This is a genomic window from Burkholderia reimsis (assembly GCF_003294055.1).
GTDB lineage: Bacteria > Pseudomonadota > Gammaproteobacteria > Burkholderiales > Burkholderiaceae > Burkholderia > Burkholderia cepacia.
In genome coordinates this window covers 64,301-85,384 of record NZ_QMFZ01000036.1, presented here as the reverse complement: position 1 = coordinate 85,384, position 21,084 = coordinate 64,301, and the positions used below count along the sequence as shown (strand labels likewise).

Here is a 21,084-nt window from a genome sequence, read left to right as displayed (position 1 = left end):
CTATCGTCAAGGTAAGCGGCCGGGGCTTCCGGCCGCCGGAGGTCAGGCCTGTGCGGGTGAGGCCTTCACGCGAAACAGCTGCTTGAGGCCCGAGAACAGCGGCGCCTTCACGGTGCCCGGCGCGCGGCCGAAGCTTTCGGTGATGCGGTCGAGAATGATCGCGAGCAGCACGACCGACAGGCCGCTTTCGAAACCGAGGCCGATGTCGAGGCGCTGGATACTGGCGAGCACGTCGTTGCCGAGGCCGCCCGCGCCGACCATCGACGCGATGATCACCATCGACAGCGCCATCATGATCGTCTGGTTCACGCCCTGCATGATCGACGGCAGCGCATTCGGGAACTGCACCTTGTACAGCAGCTGCCACGGCGTGCAGCCGAAGGCCTGGCCGGCTTCGACGATCTCGCGGTTCACGTGGCGGATGCCGAGGCTCGTCAGGCGCACCGCCGGCGGCATCGCGAAGATCACCGTCGACAGGATCCCCGGCACGCGGCCGAGACCGAACAGCATCGCGGCCGGAATCAGGTAGACGAACGCGGGCATCGTCTGCATCAGGTCGAGGATCGGGCGCACGGTCGCGGCGACCCACTTGCTCTTCGCGGCCCAGATGCCGAGCGGGATGCCGAGCACGAGGCTGATGATCGTCGACGACAGCGTGAGGCCGAGCGTGATGACGGTCTGGTCCCAGAAGCCCGTCGCGAAGATCAGCAGCAGCGACGCGGTGGTGAACAGCGCGAAGCGCCAGCCCACCCGCCACAGCCCGACGCCGATGAAGATCGCCATCATCAGCCACATCGGGATCGCCTGCAGGCCATGCTCGACGAAGGCCGCGAGCCCCTCGATCGCTTGACCGATCGCGTCGAACGTCTTGGCGTCATGGTCGAGCAGGTAGTGAACGGACTGGTCGACCCAGGTACCGAGCGGAATCATTTCAGACATGGGAGCCTCGCGAACGCGTGATGGCCTTCAGGATGAGCGCACGATCGACCGAGCCGCAGTAGCAGCCGTCGTCGTCGACGACAGGCAGTGCATTCGGGCTCGCGACCACGCGCGCGACGACATGTTCGAGCGACGCATCGCGCCGGATGCTTTCGATCGGGCTCACGGACGGCGTCTCCTGACCGATCGCATCGCGCGTGACGAAGCCGCGGATCTTGCGTTGCGCGTCGAGCACGAACGCATAGTCGGCACTGCCGTTCAGCGTGGCAGCGACGTTCGCGGCATCGCACTTCGACACGATCGGCACGGCGCCCGTCTGCATCAGGTCGCCGGCCGTGAGGTAGCGGCTGGTGTCGATGCCGTCGAAGAACGCGCGCACGTAATCGTCGGCCGGGTTCGCGATGATGTCCTGCGGCGTGCCGACCTGCACGAGCCGGCCGCCTTCCATGATCGCGATGCGGTTGCCGATGCGCAGTGCTTCTTCCAGATCGTGCGACACGAACATGATGGTGCGGCGCTGTTCCTTCTGCAGTTGCAGCAGCACATCCTGCATTTCGCGGCGCTTGAGCGGATCGAGCGCGGAGAACGCCTCGTCCATGATCATCAGCGACGGGTTCACGGCCAGCGCACGGGCGAGGCCCACGCGCTGCTGCATGCCGCCCGACAGCTCGGACGGCAGCTTGTGCGAGAACGGCGCAAGGCCGACCTGCTCGAGCACTTCCATCGCGCGGCGCTCGCGCTCCTTCTTGCCGACGCCCGCGACTTCCAGGCCGAACGCGGCGTTCGACACCACGGAGCGATGCGGCATCAGCGCGAACGACTGGAACACCATGCTCATGTCCTTGCGGCGCAGCGCGGTCAGCGCCGAGCGGCGCGCCGACGCGACGTCGAGCCCGTCGATCATCACCTTGCCGGCGCTCGGATCGACCAGCCGGTTCACGAGGCGGATCAGCGTGGATTTGCCGGAGCCGGACAGGCCCATCAGCACAAAAATTTCGCCTTCCTGCACATCGAAGGAGACGTTGTGCACGCCGACGACCTGGCCGGTGCGCTTGAGCACGTCGTCCTTCGTCGCGCCGGCGGCAAGCATGTCGAGCGCCTGCTGCGGGTTACTTCCAAACACCTTGCACAGACCTTCGACCACGACCTTGGGGGCATCCATCGAAACCTTCTCCTCGTGTAGCGGGGACTCACGTGTGTCATAGCGTGCCTACATAGTTGCCAGAAAAAACCCCGACCTGCCGACGAATTACGACAAACGCTTGCGCAAATACGACACGGCCTCCAGCCCCGCCGGGCGTGCCGCGGCGCGCGGCGGCACGCGATTGCGGCGGCGCAATACGCGCACAGCCAGCAACGGCGGGCATCGCGCGCCGGACTTGTGCGCAGCAGCGTCGCGCATATCGTGTCGTTTTTTGCGCGAATTCGCATCGGGCGCGCGTCGCTTTACGACAATTCCACGTCCGATCCCGCGGCCATATGGCCTGACAAATGCGCACGCGGCATTCACCGATAAAAAGCATGACCGTGCAAAAAGCCGCACGACGACACCGGCAGGTGCACGCCGCGATACCGTGCCAACCCGGAAAATCCCCGACAGCCGCTGTGATACATTCCCCGCCAACAGGCTGATTGCACCGCAGGCCGCCATGCAGCGGCCGCCTTCAGCCGTGCATGCCGGTTCGCCTGCCGGCCATGCCGACACCGCCTCGACCGGCATACGTCCGATCGCAGGCCGATAACGATACGAGAGAGGGAGCAAGGCGAGATGAACTGGGCTTTTACCGCAATCGGCTTCGTCGTGGGCGGGATTGCCGCATTGATCGGGGATTTCTCCGCCGTCAACGGCGCCGTGCTCGGCGCCGCGATCGGGTTCTGTCTCGATCACACGCTGCAACAGCGCAAGCGCAAGGGCAAAGGCGCGGCACCCGACACGTCCGCGATGCAGGCGCCGCCCGCCCAGCCGCCGGTTCCGCTCGCCGATCGCGTCGCGCGGCTCGAAGCCACCGTCGAGACGCTGACACGTGAAGTCGCGTCGCTGCGCGGCCAACTGGCCGGCGCGAAGGCCGGCTCGACCGCGGCGACGGCGCACACGCCCGCCGGCACCGCATCGGTGTCCGCGGCCCCGTCCGCGATCTCATCCGCCCCCGTCCCGCCTTCCGCCACGCTGCCGCCGCGCCCGCCTGCCCAGCCGGCCGCCGCGCGCGCGGACGCACCGGCGTCGCTATCGGCACCGGCTCCTGCGCCAGCCCCGGCGCCGGTTCGCACCGCCGCGCCGGTACCGGTACCGGCCGCGCTCCACGCGAGTGAAACGCCTGCCGCTCCGGCCCCCGCACCGTCGGTTCCCCTCACGCCGCCCAAACCGCGCGAACCCGACATCGTCGAGCGTGCATTCCGCGCCGCGCGCGACTGGCTGCTCGGCGGCAACACGGTCGTGCGCGTCGGGATCGTCGTGCTGTTCTTCGGGGTCGCGTTCCTGCTCAAGTACGCGGCCGACAACAACATGCTGCCGATCGAATTCCGCCTCGCGGGCACCGCGCTCGCCGCGGCCGCGCTGCTCGCGATCGGCTGGCGCGTGCGTGCGCGCCGCGCGGCGTACGGGCTCGTGCTGCAGGGCGGCGGCGTCGGCATCCTGTACCTGACGATCTTTGCCGCGACCAAGCTTTACGCGCTGCTGCCCGTCGGCGCCGCGTTTCCGCTGATGGTCGCGGTATGCGCGCTGAGCGCGTTCCTCGCGGTGCGGCAGAACGCGCTGCCGCTCGCGTTCATGGGCACCGCGGGCGGCTTTCTCGCACCGGTGCTGCTGTCGACCGGACACGGCAACCACATCGCGCTGTTCAGCTACTACGCACTGCTGAACGCGGGCATCTTCGCGATCGCGTGGTTCAAGGCCTGGCGCCCGCTGAACCTGCTCGGCTTCGCGTTCACGTTCACGATCGGCTCCGCGTGGGGCGTGACGGCCTATCGCCCCGCGCTGTTCGCGAGCACCGAGCCGTTCCTGATCCTGTTCTTCCTGATGTATGTCGGCATCGCATTGCTGTATGCGGTGAAGCGCGAGCTCGCGCTGCGGCACTACGTCGACGGCACGCTCGTGTTCGGCACGCCGATCGTCGCGACCGCGCTGCAGGCGTCGCTCGTGAAGGACATGCCGTTCGGGCTCGCGTGGAGCGCCGTCGCGCTGTCGGCGTTCTACGTCGTCGTCACCGCACGGCTCGCGCGGCGCCGCGACCGCCTCGCGCTGCTGTTCGAATCCACGCTCGCGCTCGCGGTGATCTTCGCGACGCTGGCCGTGCCGCTCGCATTCTCCGGCCCGACGACCAGCGCCGCGTGGGCGATCGAAGGCGCGGCCGTCGTCTGGCTCGGCGTGCGCGAGAAGCGCATGCTGCGGTTCGGCTTCGGGCTGCTGATGCAGCTCGCCGCGGCCGGCGCGTTCTTCACGAGCCTGCTCGGGCCGGCCGACGCCACCGCGCTGCCCGTGCTCAACAGCCCATACGTCGCGATGCTGCTGATCGCGCTCGCCGGCCTGTTCACCGGCTGGTGGCTGCACGGTCGCGCGGAAGCGCGCGCGTGGCATGCGTGGATGCCCGAGATCGGCGCCGCGGCAGCCGCGTGGGGACTGCTGTGGTGGGTCAGCGGCGGGCTGCACGAGATCCTCGTCTACGCGAGCCGTCACGTCGACCTGCATGCCGACCGCTTCGTCGTCGATTCGACCGCGCTGTTCGCGGCCGGCACCGCATGGCTCGCGCATGTCGCGCGCCGCCGGCTGGCGTGGCCGCTCGCCGAATGGCCCGCGCTCGCGCTGACGCCCGTGCTGGCACTGCTCGCGCTGCGTGCGTTCGATGCGCATGAAGCGCCGCTGTCGGGGATGGGCGCGTTCGCGTGGCCTGTCGCCGTCGGCGCCGGCCTTGCGCTGCTGTGGCGCCAGTCGCGCGGCACGGCAAGCGCCGATCCCGCAAAAGGCACGACGCCCGGCACCGCGCCCGGCCTCGCGCAAGCCGTCGCCGCAGGCATCATCGCGCCGCTGCACACGCTGACGTTCTGGACCCTGTGCGGGCTGCTGTCGCTCGAAGGTTTCTGGCGCCTGCGCACGTTCGTGCCCGAAGGCGCATGGAGCTGGAGCGCGTGGGCCTACGGTTTCGGTGTGCTGCTCCTGCTGGTGTCGGGCCCCGGCTCGCGTCTGCGCTGGCCCGTCGCGGCGTTCCCGCGTGCTTACCAGGTGTGGGGCGCGGCACCGCTCGCCGCGCTGCTGTGGCTGTGGAGCATCGCCAGCGTGATCAGCGACGGCAACGCGGCGCCGCTCTTCTGGCTCCCGCTGCTCAACCCGCTCGACATCGCGCAGTGCCTGGTGTTCGTCGCGTTCACCGTATGGCTGCGCCGCCTGCGCGCGCTCGGCATCGCATGGCATCCGCGCATCGTCGACTACGCCGCGATCGCCACCGTGTTCCTGTGGTTCAACGCGCTGATGCTGCGCACGTTGCATCACCGCTTCCACATGACCTACGACATCGACACGGTGCTGTCGTCGTTCGGCATCCAGCAGGTGTTCATGGTCGGCTGGAGCCTGTTCGCGTTCGCCGGGATGTGGCTGACGCGCCGCGACGGCATCGCCCGCGTGTGCGCGCTCGCGTCGCTGCCGCTCATCGTCGTGATGTGGGTGTGGACCTTCTACGCGAACTTCACGCAGGACGGCGGCAGCTGGGCGCGCGTGCCGCTCTTCAACCCGCTCGACCTCGTGCTCGCGGTCGTCTATGCGCTCGCCGCGTCGTGGTTCGTGCGCGCACGCAAGCTCGGCTGGTCGTTCGGCAACCATCGCGTCGAGCTGCTGAGCGCGGCCGGGGCGACCGCGTTCCTGTGGCTGAACGCGATCCTGCTGCGCACGCTGCATCACTGGGCCGGCGTGCCGTACGAACTCGGTGCGATGGCGGAATCGACGCTCGTGCAGGCGTCGGTGTCCGTGTACTGGACGCTCTGCGCGCTCGCGATCACGATCTGGGCCACGCGCCGCGGGCTGCGACCGCTGTGGTTCGTCGGCGCCGCATTGCTCGCGCTCACGGTCGTCAAGCTGTTCCTGTTCGACCTGTCGCACGTGACCGGCATCGAGCGGATCGTGTCGTTCATCGGCATCGGCGTGCTGCTGCTGTTGATCGGCTATTTCTCGCCGCTGCCGCCGAAGGCCGCCGCGCAACAGGACGGCCTGCAATGAAACGACTCGCCGCGCTGCTCGGGCTGAGCCTGCTCGCGTCGTTCGCGGCGGCCGACGGTCCGCCCGCGCAGCGCTTCTCGCTCGACCTCGACGGCACCGCCGCGTATTACCAGCTCACCGTGCCGCAGCCTGTTTATGCGGCGAGCCGGCGCGACGATCTCGGCGACGTGCGCATCTTCAACGGCGCGGGCGAGCCGGTGCCGTATTCGCTCGACGCGCCCGCGGCTGCCGCGCCCGCCGTACCGCCGGCGCGCACGCCGGTGCACTGGTTCCCGCTGCCGCCCGCCCGCGCCGACAACGGCAGCGCGCCGCTCGGCGTGACGGTCGGCCCGGACGGCGCGCTGCGCGCGGGCGTCGCCGCACCGGCGCGCGCAAAGCACGGCGCGGATCTCGTCGACCTGTCGCATGCGGACGGCGACATCGACGCGCTGCTCGTACACGTGGGCGACGACAGCTACCAGGGGCGTGTCGCCGTCGAAGCCAGCGACGACCTGCGCAGCTGGCGCTCGCTCGGCAGCACGCAGTTGCTGAAAGTCGGCCACGGCGACGACATGCTCGTGCAGGAACGCATCGCACTCGAAGGCGCGGCACCGCGCTACCTGCGGCTCGACTGGCTCGACGGCGCGCCCGCGATCGCGTCGATCGACGTCGAGACGCACCCGCGCGATGCGCGCGGAACCGACACCGCGTCCGTGCCGCGCCAATGGCGCAACGCCTTGCGCGTGCGGGCCGGCGGCACACCCGGCGAGTACCTGTTCGACACCGACGGCGCGTATCCGGTCGACCGCGTGCGCATCGACCTGCCGCAACCGAATACCGTCGCGCGCGCGACGCTGCAGAGCCGCGCGGACGCGCAGGCGCCGTGGCGCGACGTCGCGGGCGCCGTGCTGTTCCGGCTGCAGGGCAAGGCCGGCGAGCAGCGCAATCCGCCGCTCGAGTTCGCGGCGAATACGGATCGCACGTGGCGGATCGTCGTCGACATGCGCAACGGCGGATTCGGCAGCGGCCAGCCGGCCGTCGTGATCGGCTGGCATCCGGCCGCGCTGACTTTCGTGGCACGCGGCGCACCGCCGTTTACGCTCGGCGTCGGCGATGCGTCGCTCGTGTCGTCGGCCGTCGGCCGCGACGCGCTGCTGGTCGGCATGGCCCCCGAAGTGCGGCCCGCGCGCGTCGGCGCGGCGTTGCCGGTATCGGCGGTCGTGCCGACGCCGGCCGCCGATACGGACGCGCCGCGCCGCTACGTGCTGTGGGGCGCGCTGGTCGTCGCGGTCGGCGTGCTCGGTACGATCGCATGGCGCCTCGCGAAAGGCGGCGACGAGTCTGGCGGCCGCGACGAGTGATACGGTGCGGCCGAGTCGGGCTTCGATCGCCGCGCAGCCAGTGTGCGCCGGCGCACGCGGGTTGATGCAGGTGCGGCCCGCCGCCGAACGCGATCTCGTCGCGCAGGTGAAGAACCGGTCCGATCCGGCCACCGACGTGCGGACCGGTGCGGCCATCTTATGAAAGGCCGCGTCAGGGCATAAAAAGCGCGTAAACGTCCGTTTCGCCGCGGCGCGGCGGGGGTGTCTCGAGGGCCGTACACGAGCGGGAGCGCCACACTCCGCTCATCCGGCGTTTACGCGGCAAAACAGGAGCAGGAACCGGAGCACGGCGTTCAGCCGAAGGTGTAGCGCCCGTGCTGACGCGGGCGCCACGGCGACGAGCGGCAACTCGCGGCACCGGCCGCGCGTCGCGCCGCCCAGCCAGCGCCACGCCGCACATACCGATCGCGCCGGACCAGCGCGGCCACGCGCGACGGCAATGCATGAGCAACACGCCGCACGCCCGCCATGCGCGCGGCCAATCGCGACGCCGGTGATGCCGACAACACCCGGCGCGCGACATGCGCGACGGGCCGCTTGCAGAGGATCGCGCTGTCGTAACGCTTGCCGTCGAAGCGCATCACGTCGACGACGTCGAAACCCTGCGAGCCGTAGAACGCGAGCAGGTGCGAAGCGGGATGCGGCGTATCGAGCGCGAGCAGCGTGTAGCCGCGCAACGCGGCCCACCGCTCGGCGAACGACAGCAGCAACGCGCCGATCCCGCGGCTCTGGCAATCCGGGTCCACCGCCACCTGCCGCACGCTCGCGACGCCTTCGCGCCGGTACAGCGAGCAGGCCGACGACGGATCGGTCGCATACAGCGTGGCCGTGCCGATCACGCGCCCGCCGCACACGGCGACGTAGCACTCGCCCGCTTCCGCGCGACGGCGCGTGACGGCCGCGTCCTGGTCGACACACGTACAGTTGAGCCCCATCGCGCCGAGCCGCGCGAACGCGCGATGCAGCATCTGCGTGAGGTGGGCATAGCTGTCGAAAGCCGGATCGAAACGCCGCACGATCACCCGGTCGGCGCACGCGGAAGGCGGCGCGGCAGGCGTGTGTTCGGCGATCGCGTTCCAGGGTATCGACATTGCCATGCTCCGTGGTTGGGATGCCCGAAGTCTATGAGCGCGCCGATGGCCCCCGCAAGAAAAAATGTCGTAAAAGTTTGGGGACGTGCGTGCGGAAGAAAAGGTTGTGACGGTGCACGCCGCGGCGTCGCGAGCGTCATTGCGAACGCATGACGGCACACCGATCGTTGCGCACGCAAGCAATGCATCGAGCGCGACGGCGTCGATCGCCGGCGCGCGCCGTTGACACATGCTGCAGCGCCATCCACACTCGCCGGATTCTCTTCGCTCCGGGCGCGCCCATGATCACCTGCTTCCTTCGCTACGTCATCGATCCGTACAAGCTCGACCAGTTCGAAACCTACGGCAAGATGTGGATTCCGCTCGTCGAGCAGTTCGGCGGCACGCATCACGGCTACTTCCTGCCGTCCGAAGGGGCAAACAACATTGCACTCGCGATGTTCTCGTTCCCGAGCCTCGCCGAATACGAGCGCTACCGCGAACGCTCGATGGACGATCCGGCCTGCCAGGCCGCGTTCCGCTACGCCGAGGAAACGCGCTGCATCGTCAGCTACGAACGCAGCTTCTTCCGGCCGGTGTTCGAATAACGGGCCACGGCCCGGCGCATCGCGCCCCTTTTCCTGACCGGGACGAAAAAAAGCCCCGCCTGCATCCGCGCGGCGGGGCCAACCCATGTCAGTAGAGACATCATGGAGGAGACGGGGCCATCTTATCGACCGCGGCCGGCCAGCCCAACCAAGCATTTCTGCTATCGATCCGTGCGGCCGCGCACACGATTGCCCGTGCCTCCCGGCATATCGATAGAACGAAAAGTCGTTTTCAGAGTGGCGGCGGGGTCGTTACCATCTGGTTTTTAAGCCTGTGCTTAGCCGGGCAAGCCATCCCAAGGAGCGCCCCTTGACTGCATTCGATCAACACCGCCGCCCGTTCGTCGTCGGCATTGGCGGTACCACCCGCGCAGCGTCGTCGACCGAACGCGCGCTGTCGTTCGCGTTGCGCGGCGCGCAGGCAGCCGGCGCACGCACGCGCCTGTTCGACGGCCCGTTCCTGCATACGCTGCCGCACTACGCCCCCGAACACAAAACGCTGACCGACGCGCAGCGCGAACTGATCGACGCCGTGCGCCAGGCCGACGCGATCATCATCGCGACGCCCGGCTATCACGGCGGCGTCTCCGGCCTCGTGAAGAACGCGCTCGATACGCTCGAGGAACTGCGTGCGGACGATCGGCCCTATCTCGACGGACGCGCGGTCGGCCTGATCGTCACCGCGTATGGCTGGCAGGCGGCGGGCACCGTGCTGACGTCGCTGCGTTCGATCGTGCATGCACTGCGCGGCTGGCCGACGCCGTTCGGCGCGACCGTGAACACGCTCGAAACGCGCTTCGACAGCGCCGACAACTGCTCGGACCCGAAGGTCGTCGCCCAGCTCGAGACGGTCGGCACGCAAGCGGCCGAGTTCGCGCTCGCGTTCGCGTCGCATCGCGCGGCCTCGCATGCGGCATCGGTCGATGCGCTCGCGCCCGTGCTGAAGATCGCCAACCAGTAATTTCCCCGCCTTCCACCGCCCGCGCCCGGACGACCCCGTTCGTCGGCGCGGGCGGTGCACATTCGGACGAACGGCCACGCGCCGTGCACGTCGACGCTACTCCCCGGTTGCCCTTTCCCCGTGCCCCACCGCCGATAACGATTCGGCCCGCCGCGTGATTTGCATTGGCCGAAAGATTGGTTCACGCGGCCGGCGGGTTTTCGTACGCTGAACATCCGAACTTTCTCCGCGCACGCCATGAACCGTACGATCCGCTACAAGGGCTACGAAGTCGCCCCCGCTGCCGCCCGGTTGCCGAACGGGCTGTTCGCCGCCAACCTGACGATCGCGAAGGCAAGCAGCGGCCCGTCGCCGCGCTCCGTGTCGTTCGACGCGATCGATTTCTTCTTCGAGGAAGAACACGCGCTTGCCTACGCGTCCCGCTGGGGCCGCCTCTGGGTCGACACGCACGCGTGACGCACGCCTGGCCGGCGTGCACATGGCCGCTCGAAAATACGCGATTACGGAAGCTATGCAAGAATCTTTCGATCCGTAATCGCACAACAATAGCCATGAGTGACACGCTGCAGGAACAGCACGCAGCCGCAGATCACGCAATGCGCAACTGGACCTTCGAGAGGCAAGGTCCGGTCCGGATCGGTTCCGATGCGCACATGCAGATGTTCTGCCGCATGCTGCTCGACACACACAACCCGTACAAGCCGGCGGTCATCGACTGGCCGGCGCTCAAGCCCGCCGAGCTCAAGCGGCTCACGTCGCTGCCGATCTGGGACATCGCGGTGCAAACCGAAGGTCGTGCATCGATCCGCGTCGCAACCTATGCGGCGACGGTCGGCAATCCGCTGCTGCGCCGCGCGCTCGAGATGGACGGCAGCGAGGAAGCGCGCCACAAGGTCGTGCTGTCGAAGCTCGTCGAGGCATACGGCATCCGGCTCGCCCCCGAGCCACCCTACCCGGCGCCGAAGGATCCCGAGTGGTCGTGGATGGTCACGGGCTTCAGCGAATGCATCGACAGCTTCTTCGCGTTCGGCCTGTTCCGCTCCGCGCAGCGCTCCGGTTTTTTCCCGCCCGAACTCGTCGACACCTTCGAGCCCGTGATCCAGGAAGAAGGCCGCCACATCCTGTTCTTCGTGAACTGGTACGCGTGGTACTGGCGCAGCTTGCCGTGGTGGCGCCGGCCCTGGTTCTTCGCGCGGGTCGCGGCCGTGTGGGTGCATTTGATCCGCGAGCGCATCGGCATCGCGCGCGGGATCGACGCCGACGGCGTCGCGCGCGACGCGAACTTCCCGGCGACGAACACCGCCGACATCGGCGAAGCGCTGAACCCGCGCGAGCTGATCGAACTGTGTCTCGCCGAGAACGATCGGCGGATGGCCGGTTACGACAAGCGCCTGCTGCGTCCGTTGTTCGTGCCGCGTATGGCACGGCTCGCGCTGCGGTTTCTCAAGAAGTAAGGCATCCGCTCCGGGCAAGGGCCCGGTTGCCCGGTTGCCCGGTCGAGCATCCCGGCAACCGGGCCTCGGCCATCATCACATCCGGGCCGGCTGAATGCCGGCCGGAGCCGACAGGTGGCAATCGCATCGTCCGCATCCGGGCGCGCAGCAGCGCAATGCGCAACGATACGTCGTGGTCGACGCAGCCGTTCTGCTCCGTACTCCACGCCCCGCGTCCCGTTCACACCTCGATGCGCGTTCGTCACGCTTTGCATGCCGAGCGGCATCGGTCGGGCTACCCGGCCCACCGCCCGCTCGACGTCGCCACATCGCCGCATCACCACATCGCATGCGGTGTGAAACCTCACCGGCCTGCATCCACCTGCCAGATGTGGCGCACCCGACACATCACTCACGCCCTTTTTTCTTCGGCGCTTCGGGGCGGGCGGACAAATTGTCACATCCAGGATTTAACAATTCAGCGGGCGTCGGCCAGCGGCTTTAACACCCGGCCGCCAGCACGTGCAAAACGGGAGCGGGTAATGCCTCCCGAACGAGTTCGCCTCGTCGCCAAACCCCACACGAATGTCAACATCAACGAAATAGTCAATAGGACAAATTCGAAATACGAATGACGACCTGCCTGCCCATCGCCCTGTAGCACTTTTTTACAAATTCGACGAGCCATCCCGCCCGGAACGCCCGTCACACGGGCCATCGCAGCGAACGAAATGCGCATATCAGCACAGCCAGGCATTCTTCATTTTGAATTAAATTGATTTACAGACAATCCAATAAATCAATCAGAAATCGACAAGCAAATCACGAATTAACAAATTAACGAGATGGATATCTCATTATCCCGCAACGTACCCATTCACATTACAAACAAGAAAGGAAGGCTTCTCTCGCAAACGTTTGCTATTTCAATTTCCTTTCTTCCGCCCCAATCACATCTGTAATCCACCGCACAAAACACCAATAACTTGTTGATTTATATGGAAAATATGTAATGCCCATCGAGAGACTACGATCCTACATTTTTCATTCTTACATCTTACAAATTCATTCCTCATTGATGCATCAAAACACCGACCATTAACCATCCTTTAACTTTTCAAACACGATATTTATCACTTTTTAGCAATCTAAAAAATCCTCCTCCAATAAACTCCGCCCATCAATTTTGAGATTCGCGCGAGCGCACGGAGCATTCCTCTAACAAAAGAGACCGGTGTGTGGCGTGCACATTTGGAGGTAGCAGGACATGAACCGCACATACCGCTCGATCTGGAACGAAGCCCTCGGCGCCTGGGTCGCTGCGTCTGAACACGATTCGGCACGGGGCAAGCCGAACAAGTCGGCTGTCGTGAAGGCCGTCGCAGCCGCCGTGCTCGTCGCGGGGGCAGGCGTCGGCAACGTTGCGCATGCGCAGTACAGCGCCGGGGGCGGGAACGCGACCAATGCAACCTCGATTGCCATCGGCGCCGGCTCCAGCGGATTAACCGTTCCCGGCCAGAGCCCGACCGCCTCCGCCGCCGGCGCGGTCGCCATTGGCGCGAACTCGCCGACCAATACGGTCGCCACCGCATCGAATGCAACGGCATTCGGTACCGGCTCCTCGGCCACCGCGACTGCGGCATCTGCGTTCGGTCAAGGTACGTCGGCAACCGGTAATTTCGCGACCGCCGTCGGCAGCGGCACGAAAGCAACCGCCAACTACGCAACCGCCCTGGGCAGCACCAGCGCGGTCAACGGCATCCAGACGCAGGCATCCGGCGTCGGCTCGACCGCAATCGGCAGCAACGCCACCGCAGGCGCACAGGCGGCCGCACAGGATTCGATTTCGATCGGCGGCCAATCGTCGGTCACCTCCAGCGCAACGTCCGGCATCGCGATCGGCCGCGGTGCGACGACCAACGGCGCATACGGCATTGCACAGGGCGATGGCACCATTTCCGGCGCAACCGGCCAGAACGTCGCGATCGGTTCGTCGGGTACGACGGCCAACAGTGGTAGCGCGAACGGCGGCGCGGTGGCAATCGGCCGCGCGCAAACGGCCAGCGGCGACGGCGCAGTCGCGCTCGGCACCAGCAATTCGGCAAGCGGTACGGGCGCCGTCGCGCTCGGCAACGGCAACTCGGCGAACGGCACCGGTGCGGTTGCGCTGGGCAGTGGCAACAGCGTGACGGGGACGGGTTCGGTCGGTATCGGCAGCGGCGCCAAGGCGACCTATGCGGGTTCGAGCGCAATCGGTGCCTCGTCGTATGCGGGCGGGGCTTCGGCGCCTGCCTCCGCTTTCGGGAACGGGAGTTCCGCGACGGCGAACTATGCAACCGCGATCGGCGTCAACGCCAGCGCTGCCGGCGGCGGCAGCGTTGCGCTGGGCGTGGCCACTGCGAGTGCGCTCCAGAGCGTTGCAATCGGCCAGCAATCCAATGCTTCTCAAGCCGGCAACATTTCGATCGGCTCGTTTGCGACGGCCAGCGGCAACGGTAATGCGGTCGCGATGGGCTATCAATCGACCGCTTCCGCCGGCAACGCGATGGCGCTCGGCTACCTGTCGACGGCCAACGTTGCAAACTCCGTCGCCCTTGGCAACAACTCGGCGACGATTGGTGCGGCGGACACGGTGACGGGCGGCACCGGTTCGGTCAACTCCGCCACGATCGGTGGACAGACGTTCGGTAACTTTGCGGGCGCAAGCGCTGCCAACGGCGTCGTCAGCGTTGGTACGGCGGGCAACGAGCGTCGCATCCAGAACGTCGCGGCGGGTCTCGTCACGTCGACCAGCACCGATGCGATCAACGGTAGCCAGCTCTACTCGGTCGCGAGCACGACGACGTCGAGCATCACGAGCCTGTCGACGTCGGCTTCGACCGGCTTGTCGTCGGCGAATAGCTCGATCACGTCGCTGTCGACCTCCACGTCGACGGGTCTGTCGTCGGCCAACAGCTCGATCGGTTCGCTGTCGACCGGCCTCTCGTCGACGAAAAGTTCGATCACTTCGCTGTCGTCCTCGACGTCGACGGGTCTGTCGTCAGCCACCAGCTCGATCGGCTCGCTGTCGACCGGTCTCTCGTCGGCCAACAGCTCGGTCACCTCGCTGTCGTCCTCCACGTCGACGGGTCTGTCGTCGGCCACCAGCTCGATCGGCTCGCTGTCGACCGGTCTCTCGTCGGCCAACAGCTCGGTCACTTCGCTGTCGTCCTCCACGTCGACCGGCCTGTCGTCGGCTAATAGCTCGATCGGCTCGCTGTCGACCGGTCTCTCGTCGGCCAACAGCTCGGTCACTTCGCTGTCGTCTTCCACGTCGACCGGCCTGTCGTCGGCTAATAGCTCGATCACGTCCCTGTCGACTTCGACCTCGACCGGTCTGTCGTCGGCCACCAGCTCGATCGGCTCGCTCTCGACCGGCCTCTCGTCGACGAACAGCTCGGTCACGTCGCTGTCGTCCTCCACGTCGACTGGCCTGTCGTCGGCTAATAGCTCGATCACCTCGCTGTCGACTTCGACCTCGACTGGCTTGTCGTCGGCCACCAGCTCGATCGGCTCGCTCTCGACCGGTCTCTCGTCGACGAACAGCTCAGTCACGTCGCTGTCGTCCTCCACGTCGACTGGCCTGTCGTCGGCTAATAGCTCGATCACGTCGCTGTCGACTTCGACCTCGACCGGCTTGTCGTCGGCCACCAGCTCGATCGGCTCGCTCTCGACCGGCCTCTCGTCGACGAATAGCTCAGTCACTTCGCTGTCGTCCTCCACGTCGACCGGCCTGTCGTCGGCCACCAGCTCGATCGGCTCGCTCTCGACCGGCCTCTCGTCGACCAACAGCTCGGTCACGTCGTTGTCGTCCTCCACGTCGACTGGCCTGTCGTCGGCTAATAGCTCGATCACGTCCCTGTCGACGTCGACCTCGACTGGCCTCTCGTCGGCCACCAGCTCGATCGGTTCGCTCTCGACCGGCCTCTCGTCGACGAACAGCTCGGTCACGTCGTTGTCGTCCTCCACGTCGACCGGCCTGTCGTCGGCTAACAGCTCGATCACGTCCCTGTCGACTTCGACCTCGACTGGCCTCTCGTCGGCCAACAGCTCGATCGGCTCGCTGTCGACCGGCCTCTCGTCGACGAACAGCTCGGTCACTTCGCTGTCGTCCTCCACGTCGACCGGCCTGTCGTCGGCTAACAGCTCGATCACGTCCCTGTCGACTTCGACCTCGACTGGCCTCTCGTCGGCCAACAGCTCGATCGGCTCGCTGTCGACCGGCCTCTCGTCGACGAACAGCTCGGTCACTTCGCTGTCGTCCTCCACGTCGACCGGCCTGTCGTCGGCTAACAGCTCGATCACGTCCCTGTCGACTTCGACCTCGACTGGCCTCTCGTCGGCCAACAGCTCGATCGGCTCGCTGTCGACCGGCCTCTCGTCGACCAATAGCTCGGTCATCTCGCTGTCGACCTCCACGTCGACCGGCCTGTCGTCTGCCACCAGCTCGATCGGTTCGCTGTCCACCGGCTTGAGCACGGTCTCGACGAAGACAGACAACCTCGGTAGCAGCACGGCCTCGGCACTTGGCGGTGGCTCGACGTATGACCCGACAACCGGCAAGGTCTCGGCCCCGTCGTACACCACGTACAACTCGAACGGCACGACGTCGACCGCCAACAGCGTCGGCTCGGCAATCGACAGCATCAACAGCCAGGGCATCAAGTACTTCCACGCGAACTCGACCGGCGCCGACAGCACCGCGACGGGCACCGACGCCGTCGCCATCGGCAGCGGCGCCATCGCCAGCACGAACAATTCCGTCGCGCTGGGCGCCGGCTCGAAGGCCGACGCCGCGCCCGTCGGCACGAGCAGCGCAACCGTCGGCGGCGTCACGTTCGGCGGATTCGCAGGCACCACGCCGGTTGGCACCGTTAGCGTCGGCAGCGCCAACAACGAGCGGCAAATCACCAATGTCGCCGCCGGCCAGGTAACGTCGACCAGTACCGACGCGATCAACGGTAGCCAGCTTTATTCCGTCGCCCAACAGGTCGGTACCGCGACCAGTGCCATTTCGTCGCTGTCGACTTCGACCTCGACCGGCCTGTCGTCGGCCAATAGCTCGATCACGTCGCTGTCGACTTCCACGTCGACCGGCCTCTCGTCGGCCAATAGCTCGATCGATTCGTTGTCGACTTCGACCTCGACGGGCCTCTCGTCGGCCAACAGCTCGATCACCTCGCTGTCGACTTCGACCTCGACCGGCCTCTCGTCGGCCAATAGCTCGATCACCTCCCTGTCGACCTCGACCTCGACGGGTCTGTCGTCGGCCAACAGCTCGATCGATTCGTTGTCGACCTCGACGTCGACCGGTCTGTCCTCGGCGAACAGCTCGATCACCTCCCTGTCGACCTCGACCTCGACCGGCCTCTCGTCGGCCAACAGCTCGATCACGTCGTTGTCCACGTCGACCTCGACGGGTCTGTCCTCGGCCAACAGCTCGATCACCTCGCTGTCGACCTCGACCTCGACCGGCCTCTCGTCGGCCAACAGCTCGATCGATTCGTTGTCGACCTCGACGTCGACCGGTCTGTCGTCGGCTAACAGCTCGATCACCTCGCTGTCGACCTCCACGTCGACCGGTCTGTCGTCGGCCAATAGCTCGATCGATTCGCTGTCGACCTCCACGTCGACCGGCCTCTCGTCGGCCAATAGTTCGATCACGTCGCTGTCGACCTCGACCTCGACGGGTCTGTCGTCGGCTAACAGCTCGATCGATTCGCTGTCGACGTCGACCTCGACGGGCCTGTCCTCGGCCAACAGCTCGATCACGTCCCTGTCGACTTCGACCTCGACGGGTCTGTCCTCGGCCAACAGCTCGATCACGTCCCTGTCGACCTCGACCTCGACGGGCTTGTCGTCCGCGAATAGCTCGATCGACTCGTTGTCGACTTCGACCTCGACGGGTCTCTCGTCGGCCAACAGCTCGATCACTTCGCTCTCGACCTCGACCTCGACGGGCCTGTCCTCGGCGAACAGCTCGATCGATTCGCTGTCGACGTCGACCTCGACGGGCCTCTCGTCGGCTAACAGCTCGATCACTTCGCTCTCGACTTCGACCTCGACGGGCCTGTCCTCGGCGAACAGCTCGATCGACTCGCTGTCGACGTCGACCTCGACCGGCCTCTCGTCGGCCAACAGCTCGATCACTTCGCTCTCGACTTCGACCTCGACCGGTCTGTCCTCGGCGAACAGCTCGATCACCTCGCTGTCGACCTCGACCTCGACAGGCCTCTCGTCGGCCAACAGCTCGATCACTTCGCTGTCGACCTCGACCTCGACGGGTCTGTCGTCGGCTAACAGCTCGATCGATTCGCTGTCGACGTCGACCTCGACCGGCCTGTCCTCGGCTAACAGCTCGATCACGTCCCTGTCGACTTCGACCTCGACGGGTCTGTCGTCGGCGAATAGCTCGATTACCTCGCTGTCGACTTCGACGTCGACCGGTCTGTCGTCGGCTAACAGCTCGATCGATTCGCTGTCGACCTCGACGTCGACGGGTCTCTCGTCGGCCAACAGCTCGATTACTTCGCTGTCGACTTCGACCTCGACCGGCCTCTCGTCGGCTAACAGCTCGATCACTTCGCTGTCGACTTCAACCTCAACGGGTCTGTCCTCGGCTAACAGCTCGATCGATTCGCTGTCGACTTCGACGTCGACGGGTCTCTCGTCGGCCAACAGCTCGATTACTTCGCTGTCGACCTCGACCTCGACGGGTCTCTCGTCGGCCAACAGCTCGATCACTTCGCTGTCGACTTCAACCTCGACTGGTCTGTCCTCGGCTAACAGCTCGATCGATTCGCTGTCGACTTCAACCTCGACGGGCCTGTCGTCGGCCAACAGCTCGATCACGTCGCTGTCGACCTCGACGTCGACCGGCCTCTCGTCGGCCAACAGCTCGATCGATTCGTTGTCGACCTCGACCTCGACCGGTCTCTCGTCGGCCAACAGCTCGATCACCTCGCTGTCGACCTCGACCTCGACCGGTCTGTCGTCGGCCAACAGCTCGATCACGTCCCTGTCGACTTCGACCTCGACTGGCTTGTCGTCGGCCACCAGCTCGATCGGCTCGCTGTCGACCGGCCTCTCGTCGGCCAACAGCTCGGTCACCTCGCTGTCGACTTCGACGTCGACCGGTTTGTCGTCGGCTAACAGCTCGATCACGTCGCTCTCGACCTCGACCTCGACCGGCCTGTCGTCGGCTAACAGCTCGATCGATTCGTTGTCGACCTCGACCTCGACCGGTCTGTCCTCGGCGAACAGCTCGATCACCTCGCTGTCGACCTCGACGTCGACCGGCCTGTCGTCGGCTAACAGCTCGATCGATTCGTTGTCGACCTCGACCTCGACCGGTCTGTCCTCGGCCAACAGCTCGATCACCTCGCTGTCGACCTCGACCTCGACCGGCCTCTCGTCGGCCAACAGCTCGATCACCTCGCTGTCGACCTCGACCTCGACCGGTCTGTCCTCGGCCAACAGCTCGATCACCTCGCTGTCGACGTCGACCTCGACCGGCCTCTCGTCGGCCAACAGCTCGATCACCTCGCTGTCGACCTCGACCTCGACCGGCCTCTCGTCGGCGAACAGCTCGATCAGCTCGCTGTCGACCTCCACGTCGACCGGCCTCTCCTCGGCCACCAGCTCGATCACGTCACTGTCCACGTCGACCTCGACCGGCATCAGCTCGTTGTCCACCGGCCTGAGCAGCACGGACAGCACGATCCTGTCGCTGTCCACGTCGACTTCGACCGGCATCGGCTCGCTGTCCACCGGCCTGAGCAGCACGAACAGCAACGTGGCCTCGCTGTCGACTTCGACCTCGACCGCGATCAACGCCGCGAAGACGCACTACTACAGCGTCAACGACAACGGCACGCAGCAGGCCAACTACGACAACACGGGCGCCACCGGCACCAACGCACTCGCCGCCGGCGTGAACGCCAGCGCGGCAGGCGCGAGCAGCGTGGCAGTCGGCGACGGTTCGAACGCGCAGTCGGCAGGCGCGGTCGCGATCGGCCAGAACGCATCGGCCACGGGCGGCAAGGCCGTGTCGATCGGCTCCGGCAACACGGCCACCGGCGACGGCGCAGTCGCGATCGGCGACCCGAGCATCGCGACGGGTACCGGCGCGGTCGCACTGGGCGCGAACGACACGGCGACCGGCAACGGCGCAGTGGCGCTCGGCAACGCGAACACCGCAACCGGTGCCAGCGCACTCGCCCTCGGCAGCTCGAACCAGGCCACCGCGGACAACACGATCGCGCTGGGCAACCAGTCGACGGCCAGCGCCGTCGGTGCACAGGCCTACGGCTCGAGCGCCACGGCCAGCGCCGCCGACGCGCTCGCCCTGGGTTCGAACGCCACCGCGAACGTCGCCAACTCGATCGCACTCGGCGCGAATTCGGTCACGGCCCCGGCCGTCGGTACCTCCAGCGCCACGATCGGCGGCGTCACGTACTTCTTCGCGGGCAGCTCGCCGGTCGGCGTGGTGAGCGTCGGCGCACCGGGTGCGGAACGCCAGATCACGAACGTCGCCGCGGGCCGGATCTCGGCCAGCAGCACGGACGCGATCAACGGCAGCCAGCTCAACGCGACGAACAACGCGGTCAACGCGCTGTCGACGTCCACCGCATCGAACGTCGCATCGCTGTCGACCGGCATCAACTCGCTGTCGACGGGCCTGAGCACGACGAACAGCAACGTGGCCTCGCTGTCCACGTCGACCTCGACCGCGATCAACTCGCTGTCGACCGGCCTGAGCACGACGAACAGCAACGTCAACTCGCTGTCGACGTCGACCTCGACGGGCATCGGTTCGCTGTCCACCGGCCTGAGCACGACGAACAGCAACGTGGCCTCGCTGTCGACCGGCGTGAACAACATCAACAACACGTTGAACCAGCTGTCGACGACGATCAACAACAACACGACGCGCACCGCCAACAACAACGGCGTCGCGGCCGACATGAACGGCAAGGGCACCGACGTGCCGACCGTCACCGCGGGTTCCAACTCGGTGGCGATCGGCGCGAATTCGAACGACGGCGGTCGCTCGAACGTGGTGTCGGTCGGCAACGACCAGCAGCAGCGCCAGATCACGAACGTCGCGCCGGGTACGCAAGGCACCGACGCGGTGAACGTGAACCAGCTGACGCAGGTGCAGACGACGCTGTCGACGGCACTGTCGGGCCAGCAGGCGCAGATCAACTCGCTGGGTTCGCAACTGCAGCAGACCGACCAGATGGCGAAGCAGGGTATCGCGGCCGTCGGCGCGATGGCATCGATCCCGCAGCTCGATCGCGATGCCAACTTCGGGATGGGCGTGGGTACGTCGACCTTCCTCGGCCAGAAGGCGATGGCGGTCAACATGCAGGCGCGCATCACGGAGAACCTGAAGGCGTCGATCAACGGCGGCTTCAGCGGCGGTCAGAAGGTGATCGGCGCCGGCATGCTGTACCAGTGGAAGTAAC

At 66.5% G+C, this 21,084-nt stretch carries 9 protein-coding genes and 1 pseudogene; 7 read left to right on the top strand and 3 right to left on the bottom strand.

Annotated features, from left to right (window positions below; all coding sequences use genetic code 11):
* Positions 1–42 precede the first annotated feature (42 nt).
* Both choW and DPV79_RS32085 read right to left on the bottom strand, forming a co-directional pair.
* Complete coding sequence (choW, locus tag DPV79_RS32090; protein WP_059682277.1) at positions 43–939, bottom strand: choline ABC transporter permease subunit; 897 nt, start codon at positions 937–939, stop codon at positions 43–45.
* Positions 932–2,416, bottom strand: a pseudogene (locus DPV79_RS32085) (quaternary amine ABC transporter ATP-binding protein); the annotation flags it as partial. The pseudogene DPV79_RS32085 and the gene choW, both read right to left, overlap by 8 nt.
* A gap of 291 nt (positions 2,417–2,707) precedes the next feature.
* Between DPV79_RS32085 and DPV79_RS32075 the strand changes: the two are divergent.
* Positions 2,708–6,142 carry a DUF2339 domain-containing protein gene (locus DPV79_RS32075; RefSeq protein ID WP_113047344.1) on the top strand — a complete coding sequence of 1,145 codons (3,435 nt, stop codon included), beginning with the start codon at positions 2,708–2,710 and terminating at the stop codon, positions 6,140–6,142.
* Entirely contained in the window at positions 6,139–7,482 is a 1,344-nt protein-coding gene (locus tag DPV79_RS32070; protein WP_113047343.1) for a DUF3999 domain-containing protein, read from the top strand. Before DPV79_RS32075 ends, DPV79_RS32070 begins: the two co-directional genes overlap by 4 nt.
* A 314-nt stretch (positions 7,483–7,796) precedes the next feature.
* Here DPV79_RS32070 and DPV79_RS32065 read toward each other — a convergent pair whose 3' ends face one another.
* A complete protein-coding gene (locus DPV79_RS32065; RefSeq protein WP_113047342.1) occupies positions 7,797–8,594 on the bottom strand; it encodes a GNAT family N-acetyltransferase in 798 nt (265 codons plus the stop codon).
* 281 nt (positions 8,595–8,875) lie between these two features.
* Here DPV79_RS32065 and DPV79_RS32060 point away from each other — a divergent pair, with 281 nt between their 5' ends.
* The 5 genes from DPV79_RS32060 to DPV79_RS32040 all read left to right on the top strand — a co-directional run bounded on the left by DPV79_RS32060 (position 8,876) and on the right by DPV79_RS32040 (position 21,083).
* Entirely contained in the window at positions 8,876–9,181 is a 306-nt protein-coding gene (locus DPV79_RS32060; protein WP_021157098.1) for an NIPSNAP family protein, read from the top strand.
* 310 nt (positions 9,182–9,491) lie between these two features.
* Complete coding sequence (locus DPV79_RS32055; RefSeq protein ID WP_042973131.1) at positions 9,492–10,142, top strand: NADPH-dependent FMN reductase; 651 nt, start codon at positions 9,492–9,494, stop codon at positions 10,140–10,142.
* Positions 10,143–10,379: 237 nt separating this feature from the next.
* On the top strand, positions 10,380–10,598 hold the full coding sequence (locus tag DPV79_RS32050; RefSeq protein WP_021157097.1) for a hypothetical protein: 219 nt from the start codon (positions 10,380–10,382) through the stop codon (positions 10,596–10,598).
* Positions 10,599–10,693: 95 nt separating this feature from the next.
* Positions 10,694–11,596 carry a ferritin-like domain-containing protein gene (locus tag DPV79_RS32045; RefSeq protein WP_113047341.1) on the top strand — a complete coding sequence of 301 codons (903 nt, stop codon included), beginning with the start codon at positions 10,694–10,696 and terminating at the stop codon, positions 11,594–11,596.
* 1,246 nt (positions 11,597–12,842) lie between these two features.
* Positions 12,843–21,083, top strand: coding sequence for an ESPR-type extended signal peptide-containing protein (locus tag DPV79_RS32040; protein WP_113047347.1), 8,241 nt, complete (start codon positions 12,843–12,845; stop codon positions 21,081–21,083).
* The last annotated feature ends 1 nt before the right edge of the window (position 21,084 follow it).